Genomic DNA, 18,633 nt, shown 5'->3' with positions numbered 1-18,633 from the left:
CCACTTCATTGCCAGCTTGGAGGTTGACCAATACGCTCAGTGAGCAAACTCATAAAAACGCTCAATTTGGCCGAAATTCTGGCTGCTGGGCGCAATAGATAGATCCCTTGTTCCTCGCCGCGCGGATCTGCCAGCAGGGGCAACAAACTTCCTGCCTGAATATCCGGCCCCACCACCCAGTTAGGCAAGAAAGTGATGCCTAATCCGAGTAATGCCGCTTGGCGTTGTGCCGAGAAATCATCACAGCGCAGCACCATCTTGCACTGATTCATCAGAGGTTCACTGAGGATTTGCGCCCAGCAAGCGGGTTGCTGTTTGTGATAGCGGGCGATCAACTGATGATCACGTAACTCCTGTAGGTTGGCCGGTTTCCCATTGCGAACGATATAGTCCGGGCTGGCACACATGAACCAGCGCTGTGTAGCGATGCGGTTTGCGTACAGTGAACTGTCTTTCTGCTCGCCGATACGAATGGCGGCGTCCAGCATTTCTTGTTTCGGATCGGTCTGGCGTTCGGTGAGATCCAACTCAACTACCAACCTTGGATAACGCTGGATTAGCACCGGTAAGAGCGGCAACAGATAGGTTTTACCGAAAGTGGGCAAGCAACTGATACGCAGCACGCCTTGCGGAGTCTCGTTTTGCGCTGCCAGTTCGGCGCGGATATCGATGATTTGCGTCAGCAACTGTGAGGCGCGCTTTTTCAGCATTTCACCAGCTTCGGTCAGCACCAGGCCGCGAGTTGAGCGCACAAACAGCATGACGCCAAGTTCACCTTCCAGCGTATCGATATGCCGCACCAATGAAGAAGGCACCATGCCCAGTTTGCGTGCGGCGGCAGAGAAGCTACCCAATTGGGCAACATCGAGAAAGATCGGCAAATGTTCGGCATAGCGTGCGTCATTCATCTTTGCATTATATGCAAAAGCATTTCTTATGAATACTCGGTTCTCTACCGGCTGAGTTAACGTTACTCTACCCCCAGAGTAAAGCAGCGATATCGCGCTGAAAATATTAAATTATCAAGATAAAATGCCTTAGTTTATTTTTATAAACCTTAAAATTTGATATTGAATAGTGAATTAATCTGCTGAATTTATTTTCAAATTAATACCGCATTAACCGTAAACGTGATGTGTCACGGTTAAAATCATTAGAAGGTCTTTGTTTTATCTAGACTCTGCTTGAGTCCGGCACGTTGCCTGTTTGTATCACTGTTTTTTGCCGCTGCCAGTGAAGGGTTCTAAGTGAGCACTTTGGCAGCGGCAGGTTTGCTCATGCTCTTGAGCATTTAAACGCATAGCACTTTAGATGCCGTGCGGGTGGAGGAGGTGGTAATGAATGAAAATCACGGCTGTTCATGTGCGCAGCAGTTGGCGCAAGGTTTTGCCAGGCAAGCGCTGGATTGTGGTCAGGGGGAAATTTATCAGACCTCATTGATGAGCGCCTTGCTTGGTGGCGTTTACGAAGGGGATGTCACTATCGCCGAATTGCTCACACACGGTAATTTCGGTCTAGGGACCTTCAACCATCTTGATGGTGAACTGATCGCTTTTGATCGGGAAGTACATCAGTTGCGTGCAGATGGCAGCGCCCGCGCGGCCAGTCTGCAACAAAGAACGCCGTTCGCGGTGGTCACTTTTTTTCAGCCTAGCGTGACGCTAAAGATGGAAAAACCGATCTGCAAAGCCGACCTGCACCGGTGCATCGACCAGCAGGTAGCTTCACCTAATCTATTCTGTGCGCTACGGGTTGATGGTCTGTTCAGCCACGTGGAAACTCGGACCGTACCGCGGCAAGAGCGGCCCTACAAACCGATGCTGGAAGCGATCGAAGCGCAGCCGACCTTTGCATTTCAGCAACGCAGCGGCACATTGGTGGGATTCCGCTCACCTGATTATATGCAGGGCATCAGTGTTGCGGGTTACCACGAACACTTTATCACCGACGATCGCATCGGTGGGGGTCATGTATTGGATTATCAACTCGATCATGGCCGTCTGCAGTTTGGCGTGATCGCTCGTCTCAATCTTCAATTGCCGCACGATGCGGATTTCCTGTGCGCCGACCTCTGTCCAGAGGATTTGGATTGCGCCATTCGTTCTGCCGAGGGTTAATCGGCGTCGTTTTTTCAGGAGGTGGATTATGGTTGGTTCAGACAATCACTGGCGGTGTGGGGCAGATTTGGTGGTTAAAAATCTGCACGCGCAGGGTGTGAAACAGGTATTTGGTATCCCCGGAGCTAAAATAGACCGCGTATTCGATGCGTTGGAAGATGAACCTGAGATAAAAACCGTGGTGGTACGTCACGAAGCCAACGCGGCGTTTATGGCAGCGGCAGTTGGCCGCTTGACCGGCAAGGCAGGGGTCGCACTGGTGACCTCCGGGCCGGGCAGCTCTAACCTGATCACCGGGCTGGCCACCGCAACCTCCGAAGGGGATTCGGTGGTGGCCTTGGGCGGAGCGGTGAAACGTGCTGACAATCTGAAACAAACACACCAGAGCATGGATACCGTCAGCATGTTCCGGCCAGTCACCAAATATTGTGCCGAGGTACATACCGGTTCCGCCATTTCAGAAGTCATGGCCAATGCGTTTCGCAGTGCTGAATTTGGCCGTCCTGGGGCTGCGTTTATCAGCTTGCCGATGGATATCATCAATGAACCGGTTACGGCACCGGTGCTGACCGGATGCCGCTCACCCCGTCTGGGGGCCGCTTCAACCGAAGACATTCATGAGGCGCTTAAACTGATCCAGCAGGCGAAATGTCCGGTACTGTTACTGGGGCTGCAAGCCAGCCGCCCAGAAAACAGTGCCGCAATACGCCATTTGTTACAGCGTACGCATATGCCGGTGGTAGGAACCTATCAAGCCGCCGGAGTGATTGATGTTAATGATTTTTCCCGCTTTGCTGGCCGCGTCGGGTTATTCAACAATCAGCCTGCCGACCAACTGTTGCAAAAGGCCGATCTGGTGGTCAGTGTGGGTTATAGCCCGATCGAATACGACCCCTGCATGTGGAACAGCCAAAGGCGGTTGATGCTGGTACATATCGATGTACAACCGGCCGAAATTGATACCTGTTACCGCCCAGATGTGGAGCTGATTGGCAATATCAACGCCACTATCAATTTGCTGACCGAAGGTTTCAGCAATGTGCTCAGTATGCCTGCCGAAGTGGAACTGATCTTATCCGATCTCGGCCTGCAGCGCGCAGAGCTGGCAGAGCGTGCTGCAGGCCGTGGCGGCATGCCGATTCATCCGTTGCGCATCGTCAAGGAACTGCAGGATATCGTCAGCGATGACGTGACGCTATGTGTGGATATGGGGAGCTTCCATATCTGGATCGCTCGCTATTTGTATTGCTTCCGTGCCCGCCAACTCCTGATCTCCAATGGCCAGCAGACCATGGGGGTTGCCCTGCCGTGGGCCATTGGTGCGGCGTTGGTCCGGCCAGGAGACAAAGTGTTATCCATCTCCGGCGATGGGGGATTTATGCAATCGAGTATGGAGTTGGAAACCGCAGTGCGGCTGAAAGCCAATATTGTGCATGTGATTTGGGTGGATAATGCCTACAACATGGTGGAGATGCAGGAGGTGAATAAATATCAACGCAAGTCTGGTGTAGAGTTTGGCCCGATTGATTTCAAAGCCTATGCAGAGGCATGCGGCGCCGTCGGATTTGCAGTGCAATCAGTGGAGGATTTGCGGTATATGTTGCGTAAGGCTATGGAAATTGAGGGGCCGGTGGTGGTGGCGATCCCGGTAGATTATGCTGACAATTACAAACTGATGGCTCAAATGAACTTTAGCCAAATGATTTGATTCGGGCTAGGGAAAACGTTCCCTTAGGCTACCCCTTGGAGACTGTAAACGTCGTTCACCTGACGGTGCACTACGCCTGGAGGGCATTTGCCTTCCTGTTTCCATAACGCAAGTGCTCTGCTATAAGCCGTGCTTTATGCCGTGGCTATCAACAGCCGGCACAGATCGGTCGGATGGCGTCGGTACCAACACAGACGTTTTCCATCTCAGGTGCATAGCACTGAACCCAATGGTAAATCGTTTTGTGGCACGGAATGTGAGCTGAGTCGCTCGGCGGGCGCAGCCGGTGAAGACTGCGCCCCAACCAGTTAAATCGAGTACATTTTACGCAGGTAATGAGGCACCGCGTCGTCAACGTTGGAGCCAATCACTTCCAGCTCCGGCAGTTTGTCTTTCAGACGCTGCTGGGCATCCTGCATGATGCAGCCTTTCCCCGCCATTGACAGCATTTCCAGATCGTTCATGCCGTCGCCAAAGGCGATGCACTCTTTGAGCGAATAGCCGATGATCTTGGCGACTTCTTCCAACGCATGGCCTTTCGAGACGCCACCGGCCATCACTTCCAGGCAGGTTGGGAACGAGAAGCTGACGTTGACCCGATCGCCCCAACGTGCGTTGATGGCATCTTCCAGCGGCAGCAGTTTCTCATGATCGTCGCAGGTGAAATACACCTTGCACACGCCATCGGTTTCCAGCAAGCCCGGCTCAAACAACTGGTATTTAAAGATCGATTCCTGGAAAAATTCTTCCTGCTCCGGGCTTTCACGGTTCATGAACCAGTCGTCGTTGCGGTAGACGTTGGTCAGGATCTCCTGGTTGTCGTGCATCATGTTGTACAGATCGCGGGCGATATCCTCATCCAGGTTGTGGCTGAAGATCAGCTCACCGGCGGTGTTATGTACCCGCGCACCGTTGGAGGTGATCATAAAAGCACTGATGCCGAGATTATCGCGGATCTGGGAAACGTCGATATGGTGGCGGCCGGTAGCGAAAACAAAGTGCACGCCCTGCTGCGTCAGCAGCTGCAGCGTTTCTTTGGCGTACGGTGTCAGGGTGTGCTCAGGGGACAGCAGAGTGCCATCTAAATCGGAAGCAACGACGTGATACATAGCGATATGTTCTAACCTCTAGTGGAATTTTCGGCGGCAGCAGTACCGCCTAAGTGCTGAGCAAAGAAACGCAGGATTGCGTTCAGTGCCTCGGCGCGCATCGCGTCCCGTTCGAACAGGATCTCATGGCGAGCGCCTTTGATAACCCACGGTTTTCCCCCTTCACAAGGGTGCCCCGCGTCTGACAGTGCCTGACAAAAAGCGCGCTGGGAACGGTTGTCGACCACCCGATCCTCACCGGCCTGCAATAATAAAATCGGCGTAGTGATGTTAGCAGCCTGGGCGATGATCTGCTGCCCGGCCTGAATACTTTCCTTGACCCAGTGATAGGTTGGCCCACCTACCCGCAGTTCGGGATGATCGGCGTAATAACGCAGGTTGCGGCGATAACGCTCGCGGCTGTGGGTCAACGTATTGACCACAAAGGGTAAGGGACGCCAATGCCCGGTGCCCACCGCGTAATAGTCACGCAGCCCTGGGCGTTTTTCCGTCCAGCTCAAAATACCGTTGGCCATCCAGCCCGGCATCGGCAGATAAATGCCCAACATCGGCGCGCAGAGTGCGACGGCGGCGAACGACTGTGGCTCACGTGCCAAAAACTGCGCCAGTATCGCGCCCCCCATAGAGTGTGCCAGCGCGACGTGCTGCCGGTAACCCAAGGGTTTAACCTGCTGATGATAAAACTGGGCAAAATCGTCTACGTAGTCGGCAAAGTTTACCACATGCCCCCGGTGCGTATCTGCCAGCATCCGCCCGGATAACCCCTGACCACGATGATCGATGATCATCACGTCATAGCCGCAGTGAAACAGATCGTACGCCACTTCGGGGTACTTGATATAGCTTTCGATGCGCCCGGGGCTTATCACCACCACCCGCTGGTGTAGCGGGGAAGCTAAGCGCACAAAGCGGATGGGTACGCCCCCGACGCCGATGAACTCCCCTTCCTCACGTCTCCGCCAAAAATCCAGCAGTGGCCCAGTCGCGAAGGCAGAAAACTGCTTTTCACGGTTTAACCATTGCGCGGGATCATGGGTGAATGACGACATGGCCTACCTTTTAACGGGATGTTCAGAGAGGTAAATGTGATCTCTGGCACGGGAAATCATACTAGCGTATTGTGGCACAAATTGGTGTATTCAGGGAGCATTGCGATGACCTTAGACTGGTGGTTAACCTATCTGCTGACAACCCTTATCCTCAGCCTTTCCCCCGGCTCCGGTGCCATCAACACCATGAGTACCGGCATCAGCCACGGCTATCGCGGAGCGGCAGCGTCAATTGCAGGCCTCCAGGTTGGCCTGAGTATCCATATTGTGCTGGTGGGGATTGGCCTCGGCGCGGTAGTCTCCCAATCGCTGCTGGCCTTTGAACTGCTGAAATGGTTTGGTGCGGCCTATCTGGTGTGGCTGGGTATCCAGCAGTGGCGTGCCGCAGGTGCGTTGGATCTGCACACTCTGGCAGGCACCATGCCACGGCGCCGTCTGTTTCGCCGCGCCGTACTGGTGAATCTGACCAACCCCAAGAGCATCGTGTTTCTGGCAGCCCTGTTCCCGCAGTTTATCATGCCCAACCAGCCCCAGGCCGAGCAGTATGTCATTCTCGGCGTCACCACGGTGGTGATCGATATTCTGGTGATGATTGGCTATGCCACGCTGGCCACCCGCATTGCCGGTTGGTTAAAGACCCCGCGCCAAATGCAGTTGTTAAACCGGATTTTTGGCTCGCTGTTTATTCTGGTGGCGGGATTACTGGCAACGGCTAGAAAGGCATGATCTACCGGGCCGCAGGGGTCGGCCCGGTAATCATTAACGCGTGAAGATCAGATGCAGGCCAAAACCGGTGAACAACACCCCGGCCAGGCCATCGATCCACTTCGCCATCCGCTGATAGCCCCGGCGCATAGCGGGTAACGCAAAGATGATCGCCACCAGGGTGAACCAGATAAAGGTTTCACCGGTGATCAGAGCGAACAGTCCCCAGCGCGCTCCGGCACCTACATCCTCGCCGACAAACAGCGAGAACACGCTACCGAAGTAGATAACAGCCTTGGGATTGGAAAGGTTGGTGAGCAAGCCACGGATAAAGCTGCGGCCCGGCTTGGGTAACGCCACCTTCACTTCTGCTGCCGGAGCAGTTTGCGCATTCTGGCCACGGGCGGAGCGCAGCAGTTGCCAGCCCATCCAGCACAGATACAGGCCACCGCCCACCATGATGATCTGGTGCAGCCAGGCCATCTTTTGCAGGATCAGGTTCAACCCCAGCAGCGCCACACCGGCCCAGACCATGACGCCGAGGGAAATCCCCACCACGCCCATCATCGCCTCGCGACGGGAGCGGCTGGCTGCGGTTTGCGATACAAAAAAGAAGTCCGGCCCTGGGCTCATCAGCGCAATCAAATGCACCATCGCCACCGTTAAAAACAACATCAGCATGAGTGATTATCCTTATTCGTCGTCACCGTCGAGGTGAGCGCGGATCAGCGCCATAAATGGCGCACCAAAACGTTCCAGCTTACGCTGCCCCACGCCGTTGACGCTCAACAACTCGCTGGCCCTGATCGGCATCTGTTCGGCCATCTCCAGCAGCGTTGCGTCGTTGAACACCACGTACGGGGGGATGTTCTCTTCGTCGGCAATCGATTTACGCAGCTTGCGCAGTTTGGCAAACAGCTTGCGATCGTAATTGCCGCCGTAGGATTTCTGATTGGCGCTGCTGCGTACCTTGAAGCTCTGAATACGCGGCACCGCCAGCTGTAATACCACTTCGCCACGCAGCACCGGGCGCGCGGCCTCGGTCAGTTGCAGTGCCGAATGCATCGCTATGTTCTGGGTGATAAAGCCCAGATGGATCAGTTGGCGCAGCACGCTGGTCCAGTGTTCGGTGGTCTGATCGCGGCCAATGCCGTACACCGGCAGCTTTTCATGACCAAACTCGCGGATACGCTGGTTATTGGAGCCGCGTAGCACCTCCACCACATAGCCAATGCCGAAGCGTTGCCCAACGCGGCCAATCGCCGAGAGTGCCTTACGGGCATCCTCCAGGCCGTCATAACGCTTGGGCGGATCGAGGCAGATATCGCAGTTGCCACAGGCCTGCTGCTTGCCTTCACCGAAGTAGTTCAGCAGCACCAGGCGGCGACAGGTTTGCGCTTCGGCAAATGCCCCCATGGCGTTGAGCTTATGGCGTTCGATATCCAACTGTTGCCCTGCCGGTTTCTCTTCCAGGCAACGGCGTAACCAGGCCATATCCGCCGGGTCATACAGCAGGATCGCTTCCGCTGGCAGGCCATCACGCCCTGCACGGCCAGTCTCCTGATAATAGGACTCTATGTTGCGCGGAATATCGAAGTGCACCACAAAACGCACGTTGGGTTTGTTGATGCCCATACCGAAGGCGACGGTGGCTACCACCACCTGCAAATCATCACGCTGGAAAGCCTCCTGCACCTGGGAGCGGCGTTCGTTGTCCAGCCCGGCGTGATAGGCCCCAACGCTCAACCCACGGCTTTGCAGACGTGCGGTGGTGTCTTCCACCTTGGCGCGGCTGTTGCAGTAAATAATGCCGCTTTTACCGCGCTGGTCCTGCACGAAGCGCCAAAGTTGGTCGAGCGGCTTGAACTTCTCCACCAGCGTGTAGCGGATATTGGGGCGGTCGAAACTGCTGATCTGGATTAGCGGCTCGTCTAGCGCCAACAGGCGAACGATATCCCCCCGCGTGGCTTCATCGGCGGTGGCCGTCAATGCCACTACCGGCATGGTCGGGAAACGTTGCTTCAACTGGCCCAGTGCGCGGTATTCCGGGCGGAAGTCGTGGCCCCACTGGGAAATACAGTGCGCCTCGTCCACCGCCAGCATCACCGGCGGGCAGTGATCCAACAGTTCGAGGAAGCTGTCCATCATCAGCCGTTCAGGCGCGATATACAGCATCTTGATCTGGCCGCTGCGGCAACCTGCCATCACCTCAAGCTGCTGCTCGCGCGTTTGCGTCGAGTTATAGCAGGCGGCGGAAACGCCATAGGCCAAGAGCTGATCGACCTGATCTTTCATCAAGGAAATCAGTGGGGATACCACCAGCGTCAGTCCATCCATCACCAGCGCCGGGATTTGATAGCACAGCGATTTACCCCCGCCGGTCGGCATCACCACCAGGCAATCCTGGCCGCCGATAATTGCGTTGATAATCGTTTGTTGACCCGGACGGAACTGCTGGTAGCCGAAGGTATCGCGTAATACCTGCTCTGCCAGCAACTCTCTGTTTATCACTGCTGCGGTTGACACACACTTCCCCATTTATCGCTATCACGGTGCCTGACTGACACCGCTATTACCTAAACTACATAATATCGTTAAGCATGACACCAACACCCAGCCGTGTCTGCTTGAAGTTGTAATCAATCATCGATTCGCCGTAGCCGCTGAACACCTGGGTATAGAAACGAACATGGCTGGTAATTGGGTAGCTCCAGCCCACCTGCGCGCCGCCATAACCGCTATTCCAGTTGTACTGGCCTTCGGCACTGAACACGCTTTCCCCCAAGGCATAGCCCACCGTCAGACGGTAATAGCCCATATACTTGGTGATATCCGGGTTATCGTCGTTGCTGTCGCTTTCCGAGAAGCGGAACCAGGGTTTGACCTCGACCTGCCAGTCGCCGTTCTGCGCCATCAGGCGTGCATAGCCACGGTTCCAACTGCGTGAGGTAGGATCTTCACGGCCATTGGACTCATGATTCAGACCCACTTCGATATCACGCAGCGTCCAGCCGGCAAACTTATACGCCGTAGCCCAGCCGACAAAAATTTGCGGTTCGTAGTTGGTTTCACGAAACGGTGAGGACTCGTCATGGTTGGAGAACTGCCACCAGGAACGTTGGGTGTACGATGCTCCCAATACCGAGTTCTCACCGGCAATGCCACGCCAGATCGGGAAGGCCAGGCTGAGCTGGAACTTTACCTCATCCTTGCGGGCATTTTCCGCCCAGCTATAGGATTTGATCGCTTCTTTGTTCAGATCGCTGGTATCGGTATAAATCAGGTAGTTCGTTTCATAAGGATACAGAGTGAACGGATTATCATAGTGTTGCAGCATGTTACCGATGATGCTGCCACGAACCGCCGGTTTATTCAGATTCTTTTGCTCGGTGGCCTCATCGGCCTGCACCACTACTGGCGCAAACAGCATCGCCATCACAATCCCAGACAGAACGCGCATAATTTTTTCACTCTCGAAAGATAAGGAAAAACCCGGAAATAAAAGCAGGCTATTTTACACACATTGCTGGTTTTACCGCACTAGTGAATACATTTATCTGCCAGGCCTGGAAAGCAACAAAAGATAAGCATAAAATCCACAAGTCATTAACCTGGACTGACCAGTACATCGGCTGGCCGAACTCAAATAAAGAAAGGAACTATGTCACACACAACTTTGACCCTCGAGGCCGCCCGCCAGAAAATAGGCGAAATCTTCGTCTATCACATGCCGTTTAACCGTGAATTGGGGCTGGAGCTTCGCCGCTTTGAGGATGATTACGTTGAATTGAGCTTTACTAACCAACCTAAGCTGGTGGGCAATGCCGCCCAGAAAATCCTGCATGGCGGCGTGATCGCTTCCGTACTGGATGTTGCCGCCGGGCTAGCGTGCGTGGGCAGCGTGCTGATGCGTCAGGACCCGCTGATCGAGGAAGAGCTGGCGTCCCGTTTATCGCGCATGGGGACGATCGATCTGCGCGTCGACTATCTGCGCCCAGGCCGCGGCGAGCATTTTGTTGCTTCCGCCAGCGTACTGCGCAGCGGTAATAAAGTGGCGGTGGCACGCGTTGAGCTGCACAACCACGATGGCTTACACATCGCCAGCGCCACCGCCACCTACCTGGTGGGCTAAGGGTGCCAGCCGGTTGTGATCCATACACCACACAATTGTGGGACACGGCCGGTTATCTTCAGTAAAATCACCGCATCTCCGTTTCCCACCCGGTAACCGTCATGGACGCACAACAGACGCGGCAGGGCATTTTCTTTGCTCTGGCCGCCTATTTTATTTGGGGTATCGCCCCCGCCTATTTCAAGCTGATCCAACAGGTCCCTGCCGATGAAATCCTCACCCACCGGGTGATCTGGTCGTTCTTCTTTATGCTGGGGCTGGTGTCATTGGGCCGCAATTGGCCGCAGGTGCGGGCCGCTTGTAAAAACCGCAAGCGGCTACTGCTGCTGGCCGTTACCGCGCTGCTGGTGGGAGGGAACTGGCTGCTGTTTATCTGGGCGGTGAATAACCACCATATGCTGGAGGCCAGCCTGGGCTATTTCATCAATCCACTGGTGAACGTGCTGCTGGGGATGCTGTTCCTGGGCGAGCGTTTCCGCCGTATGCAGTGGGTGGCCGTAGCCTTGGCCTTTACCGGGGTGTTGGTACAGCTGTGGCAGTTTGGTTCGCTGCCGATCATCGGGCTTGGCCTGGCCTTCAGCTTTGCCTTCTACGGCCTGCTGCGCAAGAAGATTGCCATTGATGCACAAACCGGCATGCTGATCGAAACCCTGTGGCTGCTGCCGGTGGCCGCCATCTACCTGTTCCTGATTGCCGATAGCCCAACCAGCCATCTGAGCGCCAACCCCTGGTCGCTGAATTTACTGCTGGTTGCCGCCGGGGTGGTCACCACCGTGCCACTGCTGTTCTTTACCGCAGCGGCCACCCGTCTGCGCCTGTCGACGCTCGGGTTCTTCCAATACCTCGGGCCAACGTTGATGTTCCTGCTGGCAGTCACCTTCTACGGTGAGACCATCGGCCAGGATAAGCTGGTGACCTTTGGCTTTATCTGGGCGGCGTTGGTGTTGTTCCTGTTGGATGCCTTATACCAGCAACGAAAGCTACGTTGATTGTACCGGCTGGGCATGGTTAGAGATGAATCTGGCCATCGCCGGGCCGGTCAGCAAAATAGTAAACAGCCGCAGCGTCTGCATCGCCATCACAAAGGTCATATCAACCCGGCTGCCTGCGGCGATGATCGCCACGGTATCCAATCCGCCGGGGCTGGTGGCCAGATAGGCCGTCAACAGATCGACCGGCAGGAACTGGGTCAACATCCACCCCAGCCCGCCACAAAACAGCATCAGCGCGACAATCGAGACCACCATCTGCGGCAAGGTGCGCAATGCCAGCAGGAAGATGGCCCGGGTAAAACGCAGCCCGACGCTCCAGCCAATCAGCGTGTAGGCCAGCGCCAGCAGCCATTCGGGCACTTGTAACATCATGGTGCCAGTGGAATGTAATGCCGCCCCCGCGATCATTGGCAACATCAGCGCACCGGAAGGAATGCGCAGGCGCGGTCCTAACCAGGAGCCGATAACGGCTACGGCCAAAGTACCGGCAAAGCGCCAGTCGAGGGCGGGGAACCACTCCAGAGCGGCGCTCCCATGCCCAGCTTCATCTCCCAGGCCGATACGCGCCACGACCGCTGCTGCCGTCGCGACAAACAGCACGCGCAGATACTGCATAAACGCCACCAGCCGCACATCTGCGCCGAAATCTCCCGCCATCGCCACCATCGCCGATGCGCCGCCAGGGGAAGATCCCCAGGCACCGGTAGGGCCAGGCAGACCACTGAAACGCACCAGGCACCAGCCGGAAACGCCGCTCGCCAACAACGTCGCGATCAGCACCAGCAATACCAGCGGCCAATCATCCAACAGGGGGGTAAGAATATTGGGCGAAAGGCTTTGGGCGATCATACAACCCAGGATCGCCTGTGCAGCAATAAATAGGGGGCCAGGGATGCGCACCGAAGCGCCGAGCAGCCCCATCGCGACGCCGACAATCATCGGCCCAAGCAACAAGGCGGCAGGAACATGGAAGGCCTGTAGACCAAACCCCAACACCAGCGAAGCCAGCAGCAGGATCAGCCATTGAATGACGCGTGGAAACTTCTCCATTAAGACGCATGCCTTACGAGCCGATAAGCAGTGGGGATATTCTACCCCGGTTTAACGGGCGAAAGCGGGGATCATTGAAGATAAAATGGGGCGGTGGTGTAGACCACCACCCGAAGCGTACGAGAGCCAGATTTAAAGCCAGTTCTTGCGTTTGAAGTAGAGATAAGGTGCCAGCCCTGCCACGATCATCAGTGCAATCGCCCCCGGGTAGCCGAAGGACCAACGCAGCTCAGGCATAAACTCAAAGTTCATCCCATAGCTTGAGGCCACCAGCGTCGGCGGCAGGAACACTACCGATACCACCGAGAAGATCTTGATGATGCGGTTCTGTTCGATGTTGATAAAGCCCATCGCCGCCTGCATCAGGAAGTTGACCTTCTGGAACAGCGATTCGTTATGCGGCAGCAGGGATTCGATATCGCGCAGCACTTCCCGCGCCTGCTCCAACTGGCTGGTTGGCAAACGCGCCTTGCGCACCAGGAAATTCAGCGCGCGTTGGGTATCCATCAGACACAGGCGTACCTTCCAGCCGATATCTTCCAGTTCCGCCAGCGTGGACAGCGCTTCATCATATTCGTCGCCCTGGTGTCCTTCCATAATCACCCGGCTGAGCTTTTCCAGATCGCTGTAGACGTTTTCAATCTCGTCGGCCAACTGCTCAATTTTGGTTTCAAACAGATCCAGCAGCAGCTCGTAGGCGTTGCCGTCCACCATTCTTAGGCTGCGCGCACGCATTCGGTAAAGCCGGAAAGCGGGCAGTTCGCGTTCACGCAGGGTATACAGGCGGCCATCGCGGATGGTGAATGCCACGGTAGAGTTGCCCGCGTGATCTTCGGCGTCTTCGTAGTAGAAAAAGGAGTGGATATGCAGGCCGTCATCGTCTTCGAAGAAACGGGCCGAGGCTTCGATATCATCCAGTTCGGGGCGTGTCGCCAGGCTTTGGCCCAACTCATTTTGCACGCGCTCGCGTTCGCCCTCCTCCGGCTCGACCAGGTCAACCCACAGCGACGAGGTCAAATCATCTGAGTCATCCAACTCCAGACGGGATAAGCGGCTGTTATCTAATTTAAAAGCGCTTAGCATGTGCCAAAACTCCCTAATGGTAACGGGGTAGACAACGCATTGAAGCACAGAAAGCGAGGGAAGTATGCAATACCGGCTCGTTCCAGACCATGAAGAGATCTGACTCGGAGCGACGCTGGGGAGGGTCGCCGACAACCACGAAGGGTATCAGCGCAATGGGATAGCCTTAGAAGTTGTACCTGGTGTCCAGGTCTGTGAGCCAGTATCTACTGGGTGTGTCCAAGGCGTGTGTCCTCATTGATATTCGTGCGCGCATGTTACGCCGAGAAGAAAAAGCCTGTCAACCGGTTAGGGTGGATAATCGCGCAACAATTCAGCACGCTTGAGGCCGGTTTGTAACACTCCCGCAACCTGGACCACGCCTGAAGGAAAACCGCGTCGCGATCTCTGACCGCAGCCACGAATCTTGCTAAGATTAGCGCACAGAAATATTGCGGATTGACGAAATGAAACAGATTACCGCCCACGACTTGACGACCATGAGCGAACAGGCAGCCACACTGCCGCGCCTGCGTGCCCACCGTACCTTACATGAAGAGCTGAGCGATACGGTGCAGCGCCTGGCAATTGCCATGGAGCCTGGCACCTATATTCGCCCACACCGCCACCCGCAGACCTGGGAGTTACTCACCCCGCTGCGTGGCCGTTTCGTAGTGTTGCAGTTCAATGACGAAGGCGTGGTCACCCAACGTACCCTGCTGGGTGAAGAAACCAAGGTGCTGGAGATGCCGGCGTTTACCTGGCACGCCGTGCTGTCTGTCGATCCGGGTGGCGTGGTGTTTGAAGTGAAGCAGGGCCCTTATCAGGCGCTCGGCGAGGAAGACTGTATGCACTGGGCTCCGCCGGAAGGTGGCGAGGGGATCGAAGCAGTGATGCGCTGGTATGCGACGGCCAAAGTGGGCGATCGTTTCGCACACTGAACCCCTCACCCTAACCCTCTCCCAAAGGGCGAGGGGATCGATCGAGCTGGCCTGAAAGAACGGTGATCCACCATGAGCTTTTGTTGGCTCACCTTGGATGAAGGGAGGCTCAAGTTTTGCTGAGATTATCTTCTTGCTTCCAACAGAGCAGGGGCTATCAGCTCCCTCTCCCAAAGGGCGAGGGGACCGATCGAGTTGGACTGAAAAAACGGTGATACATCATGGACTTTTGTTGACTCACCTTAGATGAAGGTAAACTCAATTTTTGCTGAGATTATCTTCTTGCTTCCAACAGAGCAGGGACTTTGAGCTCCCTCTCCCTGTGGGAGAGATACCGTCTTGTCGGCTATCCGGCAAGCGGTATTTCCGCATTAAATGTCTTTCCTGATTTCACCACACCATAGGCCAGTTGCAGCAACTTTCGCATCGCCGCACACACTCTTTCTTTGCCCGACTTCCCACGCAACTTCAGCCTTTCTGTTAAGTCTTTAACCACAACATTGTATTGGCCTGCCACTACCGCGGGCATGTATAACGCACTTCGCAGCTCACCGTGCCCCACTTTCGATAACCGGCTTTTCCCTTTAAACATCCCCGACTCACATCGCTGTGGATTCAGTCCTGCGTACGCTACCAGGGCCTTGCTGCTGGTGAACCGACGCAGGTTTCCTGCGAAGGCCAGCAGGCTGGAGCTCAGCATCTCTCCCACTCCAGGGATACTTTTTAGCAACTCGCTGTCCCGTTTCAGGTCAGGGTTATCATCGATGTGCTGACTGATTTTCTTTTTCGTTTCTCGTATCAGTTCATCCAACGTGGCGATGTGCTCATTGAGTGAAGGGACGATGACTGCTTCGGCCACCTCCAGGCGATTTTCTTCCATCTGACGCATCTCTTCCAGGTTCTTAAGATGCCTGACCAACGCGGTCAACTGGCGCTCGCTCAACGGGGCTGGGAACCACGGGGCAGGCTGATGCAGTGCGCAGTAGCGGGCTATCATCGCTGCATCGCTTTTGTCCGTTTTGTTCCGGGCCAGTTCTGTATTGCCGAAGGAATGGATACACGCCGGGTTCATCAGACTGACGTGGTAGTTGTTGTCTGCCAGATAAGTGGCCAGTTCCGTGCTGTAGCTCCCGGTGGCTTCCATACAGACATGACAGTCGCCAAAGCGGCTCAACCAGGCTGCGAACTCGCGGCATCCAGAAGGGGTATTGGCAAACTTTTTGGTTTTATACTTCTGATTGTCCAGCAGTACGGCGACATCAAATTTGTGTTTAGCGATATCAACGCCGACAGGGGTTCTACGCATTATGGCACTCCATAACCATGTCTGAAATTTATCGCCGGACCATCCTTATATGTAGGTGCTCATAGGCACAGGATACCGTTCGGTCTACAAGGCGACAGGGAAATAGACAGCCGGGGCACAATCTCTCCCACGGGCTCATAGGCACTAGGGTTAGGGGGAGCTCACCGGCTATCTCCCGATGATCAGTCGGGGATCTTCTCCGCTAAGGCGGAGAAGATCAAGACATAAGGGTTGGGGTGAGGGGATGTTACACCGTTTCCAGCTTGGCGTAGGCGGCTACCAGCCACTTGATGCCTTCACCCTGAAACGCGATCTGCAACCGGCTGTGTTCACCGCTGCCTTCCAGGTTGACGATGGTGCCCTCACCAAATTTGGCATGGCGCACGCGCTGTCCAAGCTTGTAACCAGTGTCGTTTTCACTGATCGGCGTCCCCATCCGGCGGTGGCTTACCGAGCGGGAGACGCTGGCCCGCAGGCGCACCTCTTCCACACAGTCTTCCGGGATCTCACCGATAAAGCGTGATGGCCGGTGATACACCTCTTTACCATACAGGCGGCGGGTTTCCGCATAGGTCAGCGTCAGCTTTTGCATTGCACGGGTCAGGCCAACATAGGCCAGGCGGCGCTCCTCTTCCAGGCGGCCACCTTCGTCCAGCGACATCTGGCTTGGGAACATCCCCTCTTCCATGCCGACGATAAACACCTGGCGGAACTCCAACCCTTTGGCCGAGTGCAGGGTCATCAGCTGCACCGCGTCCTGATAGGCATCTGCCTGCCCTTCCCCTGCTTCCAGCGCGGCATGGGACAGGAAGGCCTGCAACGGCATCAGATCCTGATCTTCATCCTGGTAGCTGTATTGCCGCGTGGCCGTGACCAGTTCCTCAAGGTTTTCGATACGCGCCTGACCCTTCTCGCCCTTTTCCTGTTCATACATAATGAACAGCCCGGAATCGCGGATCACCCGGTCGGTTTGCACATGCAACGGCATTTCAGCGGTTTCGTGGGCCAGTGAGTCCACCAGCTCCAGAAAACGCTGCAGGGAGGACGCTGCACGGCCCGCCAGCACCTTATCTTGCAGCAGCGCACGCGTAGCCTGCCACAGCGTCAGTTGGCGGTCTCGTGCCGCCTGGCGCACTACGTCGAGGGTACGATCGCCAATGCCGCGCGTTGGGGTATTCACAACGCGCTCAAAGGCCGCATCATCGTTACGGTTGGCGATCAACCGCAGATAGGCCAGGGCATCCTTGATCTCCTGACGTTCGAAGAAGCGCATGCCGCCGTAAATGCGGTATGGCATGGCGGTTTGCAACAAGGCCTCTTCCAGCACACGCGATTGGGCGTTGCTGCGATACAGGATGGCACAATCATTCAGCGCGCTGCCGTTGTCCTGCCAGGCCTTGATGCGGTTAACCACAAAGCGGGCTTCATCCAGCTCGTTGAACGCACAGTAAATCGAGATCGGCTCGCCTTCGGCCCCTTCGGTCCACAGGTTTTTGCCCATGCGCCCGTCGTTATTGGCGATCAGGGTGTTGGCAGCCTTCAGGATGGTGCTGGTCGAACGGTAGTTCTGCTCCAGACGCACCGTTTCTGCACCGGGAAAATCCTTCAGGAAACGCTGGATGTTTTCCACCTGCGCACCACGCCAGCCGTAGATCGACTGGTCATCATCCCCCACGATCATTACGTTGGCCTTACCCCCGGCCAGCATGTGGATCCAGGCGTACTGGATGCGGTTGGTGTCCTGGAATTCGTCCACCAGGATATTGGTGAAGCGCTCACGATAATGATTGAGGATATGTGGTTTGTTCAGCCACAGCTCATGAGCGCGCAGCAGCAATTCGGCAAAATCGACCAGCCCTGCACGATCGCAAGCCTCTTGATAAGCCTGATAGATCCGCAACCAGGTGGCTTCCACCGGGTTGCCGTAGCTTTCGATATGCTGTGGACGTAGGCCATCGTCTTTCTTGCCGTTGATGTACCACATCGCCTGGCGCGGCGGCCATTGCTTCTCGTCAATGTTCAGCGCCCGCACTATGCGTTTCAGGAGGCGCAGCTGGTCTTCACTATCCAGGATCTGGAAGTCCTGCGGCAGGTTGGCATCCATATGATGAGCGCGCAGCAGGCGGTGTGCCAAGCCGTGGAAGGTGCCGATCCACATGCCGCCCTGGCTGGTACCAATCAGGTGTTCGATACGGTGGCGCATCTCTGCCGCCGCCTTGTTGGTGAAGGTCACCGCCATGATGGAGTACGGCGAGCAGTTCTCCACCGCCAGTAGCCAGGCAATGCGATGCACCAGCACCCGGGTTTTGCCGCTGCCTGCACCGGCCAGCACCAACAGGTTGCTGCGTGGCGCAGCCACGGCTTCACGTTGTTTATCATTCATGCTGTCGAGCAGGTCGGAAACGTCCATAGGCACCATTGATTGGTAAAGGGAAAACCCGCTTCCACGCGCTTTCCACTGG

At 55.8% G+C, this 18,633-nt stretch carries 17 protein-coding genes; 6 read left to right on the top strand and 11 right to left on the bottom strand.

The genetic code is table 11. From position 1 onward, the window contains the following. Positions 1-5: 5 nt before the first annotated feature. Positions 6-908 (bottom strand): LysR family transcriptional regulator, encoded by a 903-nt coding sequence (locus KGP17_RS01020; RefSeq protein WP_021807776.1) that lies wholly within the window; start codon positions 906-908, stop codon positions 6-8. A 429-nt stretch (positions 909-1,337) separates the two neighbouring features. On the opposite strand from KGP17_RS01020, the gene budA reads away from it, so the two are divergent. Both budA and alsS read left to right on the top strand, forming a co-directional pair. Next, positions 1,338-2,117, top strand: coding sequence for an acetolactate decarboxylase (gene budA, locus KGP17_RS01015; RefSeq protein ID WP_021807775.1), 780 nt, complete (start codon positions 1,338-1,340; stop codon positions 2,115-2,117). A gap of 28 nt (positions 2,118-2,145) precedes the next feature. Further along, positions 2,146-3,825, top strand: coding sequence for an acetolactate synthase AlsS (alsS, locus tag KGP17_RS01010; protein ID WP_223498710.1), 1,680 nt, complete (start codon positions 2,146-2,148; stop codon positions 3,823-3,825). A gap of 308 nt (positions 3,826-4,133) precedes the next feature. On the opposite strand, the gene yigL is transcribed toward alsS, so the two are convergent. Together yigL and pldB are read right to left on the bottom strand one after the other, a co-directional pair. Further along, on the bottom strand, positions 4,134-4,934 hold the full coding sequence (gene yigL / locus KGP17_RS01000) for a sugar/pyridoxal phosphate phosphatase YigL (protein ID WP_179249272.1): 801 nt from the start codon (positions 4,932-4,934) through the stop codon (positions 4,134-4,136). 11 nt (positions 4,935-4,945) lie between these two features. Continuing rightward, complete coding sequence (gene pldB, locus KGP17_RS00995; RefSeq protein WP_094982260.1) at positions 4,946-5,983, bottom strand: lysophospholipase L2; 1,038 nt, start codon at positions 5,981-5,983, stop codon at positions 4,946-4,948. A 105-nt stretch (positions 5,984-6,088) separates the two neighbouring features. Here pldB and rhtB point away from each other — a divergent pair, with 105 nt between their 5' ends. Next, the gene (gene rhtB, locus KGP17_RS00990) at positions 6,089-6,709 is read left to right on the top strand and encodes a homoserine/homoserine lactone efflux protein (RefSeq protein ID WP_021181524.1); all 621 of its coding nucleotides are present in this window, start codon (positions 6,089-6,091) and stop codon (positions 6,707-6,709) included. A 33-nt stretch (positions 6,710-6,742) separates the two neighbouring features. Here rhtB and rhtC read toward each other — a convergent pair whose 3' ends face one another. Genes rhtC through pldA form a run of 3 tightly spaced genes read right to left on the bottom strand, consistent with a single transcriptional unit; the run spans position 6,743 to position 10,148 of the window. Beyond that, positions 6,743-7,369, bottom strand: coding sequence for a threonine export protein RhtC (gene rhtC / locus KGP17_RS00985; RefSeq protein WP_179249273.1), 627 nt, complete (start codon positions 7,367-7,369; stop codon positions 6,743-6,745). A gap of 12 nt (positions 7,370-7,381) precedes the next feature. After that, positions 7,382-9,214, bottom strand: a complete 1,833-nt coding sequence (gene recQ, locus KGP17_RS00980; RefSeq protein ID WP_021181526.1) for an ATP-dependent DNA helicase RecQ — start codon at positions 9,212-9,214, stop codon at positions 7,382-7,384. 55 nt (positions 9,215-9,269) lie between these two features. Then, positions 9,270-10,148 (bottom strand): phospholipase A, encoded by an 879-nt coding sequence (pldA, locus tag KGP17_RS00975; RefSeq protein WP_021807771.1) that lies wholly within the window; start codon positions 10,146-10,148, stop codon positions 9,270-9,272. Positions 10,149-10,349: 201 nt separating this feature from the next. On the opposite strand from pldA, the gene KGP17_RS00970 reads away from it, so the two are divergent. Then, complete coding sequence (locus tag KGP17_RS00970) at positions 10,350-10,820, top strand: thioesterase family protein (protein WP_021807770.1); 471 nt, start codon at positions 10,350-10,352, stop codon at positions 10,818-10,820. Between the two features lie 101 nt (positions 10,821-10,921). Continuing rightward, positions 10,922-11,809, top strand: coding sequence for an EamA family transporter RarD (gene rarD, locus KGP17_RS00965; RefSeq protein WP_021807769.1), 888 nt, complete (start codon positions 10,922-10,924; stop codon positions 11,807-11,809). On the opposite strand, the gene KGP17_RS00960 is transcribed toward rarD, so the two are convergent. From KGP17_RS00960 to ysgD, 3 genes are all read right to left on the bottom strand, one after another. Continuing rightward, complete coding sequence (locus KGP17_RS00960; RefSeq protein ID WP_021807768.1) at positions 11,801-12,862, bottom strand: AbrB family transcriptional regulator; 1,062 nt, start codon at positions 12,860-12,862, stop codon at positions 11,801-11,803. The two genes, rarD and KGP17_RS00960, sit on opposite strands and share 9 nt — an antisense overlap. Positions 12,863-12,994: 132 nt before the next feature. Then, positions 12,995-13,945, bottom strand: coding sequence for a magnesium/cobalt transporter CorA (corA, locus tag KGP17_RS00955; RefSeq protein WP_021807767.1), 951 nt, complete (start codon positions 13,943-13,945; stop codon positions 12,995-12,997). Between the two features lie 166 nt (positions 13,946-14,111). After that, positions 14,112-14,183: a YsgD/CorL family protein gene (ysgD, locus tag KGP17_RS27950; protein ID WP_363136375.1), complete on the bottom strand. Its 72-nt coding sequence runs from the start codon at positions 14,181-14,183 to the stop codon at positions 14,112-14,114. 208 nt (positions 14,184-14,391) lie between these two features. Between ysgD and KGP17_RS00950 the strand changes: the two genes are divergently transcribed. Beyond that, positions 14,392-14,865, top strand: a complete 474-nt coding sequence (locus KGP17_RS00950) for a WbuC family cupin fold metalloprotein (RefSeq protein ID WP_059199106.1) — start codon at positions 14,392-14,394, stop codon at positions 14,863-14,865. A 346-nt stretch (positions 14,866-15,211) separates the two neighbouring features. Here the strand turns inward: KGP17_RS00950 and KGP17_RS00945 are convergent, their stop codons facing one another. Both KGP17_RS00945 and uvrD read right to left on the bottom strand, forming a co-directional pair. Beyond that, entirely contained in the window at positions 15,212-16,171 is a 960-nt protein-coding gene (locus KGP17_RS00945; protein ID WP_059199085.1) for an IS110 family transposase, read from the bottom strand. A 247-nt stretch (positions 16,172-16,418) separates the two neighbouring features. Further along, positions 16,419-18,581 (bottom strand): DNA helicase II, encoded by a 2,163-nt coding sequence (uvrD, locus tag KGP17_RS00940; RefSeq protein WP_223498709.1) that lies wholly within the window; start codon positions 18,579-18,581, stop codon positions 16,419-16,421. Positions 18,582-18,633 lie beyond the last annotated feature (52 nt).

This window comes from Serratia sp. JSRIV001, assembly GCF_019968745.1.
Classification (GTDB): Bacteria; Pseudomonadota; Gammaproteobacteria; order Enterobacterales; family Enterobacteriaceae; genus Chania; species Chania fonticola_B.
The sequence above is the reverse complement of the archived record's forward strand: the minus strand, read 5'-3'. Positions and strand labels throughout refer to the sequence as shown.

What these genes read in the sequence shown, in the direction of transcription:
- KGP17_RS01020 (WP_021807776.1), bottom strand. Translation starts at nt 908, where the DNA reads ATGAATGACGCACGCTATGCCGAACATTTGCCGATCTTTCTCGATGTT.
- budA (WP_021807775.1), top strand. Translation starts at nt 1,338, where the DNA reads ATGAATGAAAATCACGGCTGTTCATGTGCGCAGCAGTTGGCGCAAGGT.
- alsS (WP_223498710.1), top strand. Translation starts at nt 2,146, where the DNA reads ATGGTTGGTTCAGACAATCACTGGCGGTGTGGGGCAGATTTGGTGGTT.
- yigL (WP_179249272.1), bottom strand. Translation starts at nt 4,934, where the DNA reads ATGTATCACGTCGTTGCTTCCGATTTAGATGGCACTCTGCTGTCCCCT.
- pldB (WP_094982260.1), bottom strand. Translation starts at nt 5,983, where the DNA reads ATGTCGTCATTCACCCATGATCCCGCGCAATGGTTAAACCGTGAAAAG.
- rhtB (WP_021181524.1), top strand. Translation starts at nt 6,089, where the DNA reads ATGACCTTAGACTGGTGGTTAACCTATCTGCTGACAACCCTTATCCTC.
- rhtC (WP_179249273.1), bottom strand. Translation starts at nt 7,369, where the DNA reads ATGCTGATGTTGTTTTTAACGGTGGCGATGGTGCATTTGATTGCGCTG.
- pldA (WP_021807771.1), bottom strand. Translation starts at nt 10,148, where the DNA reads ATGCGCGTTCTGTCTGGGATTGTGATGGCGATGCTGTTTGCGCCAGTA.
- KGP17_RS00970 (WP_021807770.1), top strand. Translation starts at nt 10,350, where the DNA reads ATGTCACACACAACTTTGACCCTCGAGGCCGCCCGCCAGAAAATAGGC.
- rarD (WP_021807769.1), top strand. Translation starts at nt 10,922, where the DNA reads ATGGACGCACAACAGACGCGGCAGGGCATTTTCTTTGCTCTGGCCGCC.
- KGP17_RS00960 (WP_021807768.1), bottom strand. Translation starts at nt 12,862, where the DNA reads ATGGAGAAGTTTCCACGCGTCATTCAATGGCTGATCCTGCTGCTGGCT.
- corA (WP_021807767.1), bottom strand. Translation starts at nt 13,945, where the DNA reads ATGCTAAGCGCTTTTAAATTAGATAACAGCCGCTTATCCCGTCTGGAG.
- KGP17_RS00950 (WP_059199106.1), top strand. Translation starts at nt 14,392, where the DNA reads ATGAAACAGATTACCGCCCACGACTTGACGACCATGAGCGAACAGGCA.
- KGP17_RS00945 (WP_059199085.1), bottom strand. Translation starts at nt 16,171, where the DNA reads ATGCGTAGAACCCCTGTCGGCGTTGATATCGCTAAACACAAATTTGAT.
- uvrD (WP_223498709.1), bottom strand. Translation starts at nt 18,581, where the DNA reads ATGGACGTTTCCGACCTGCTCGACAGCATGAATGATAAACAACGTGAA.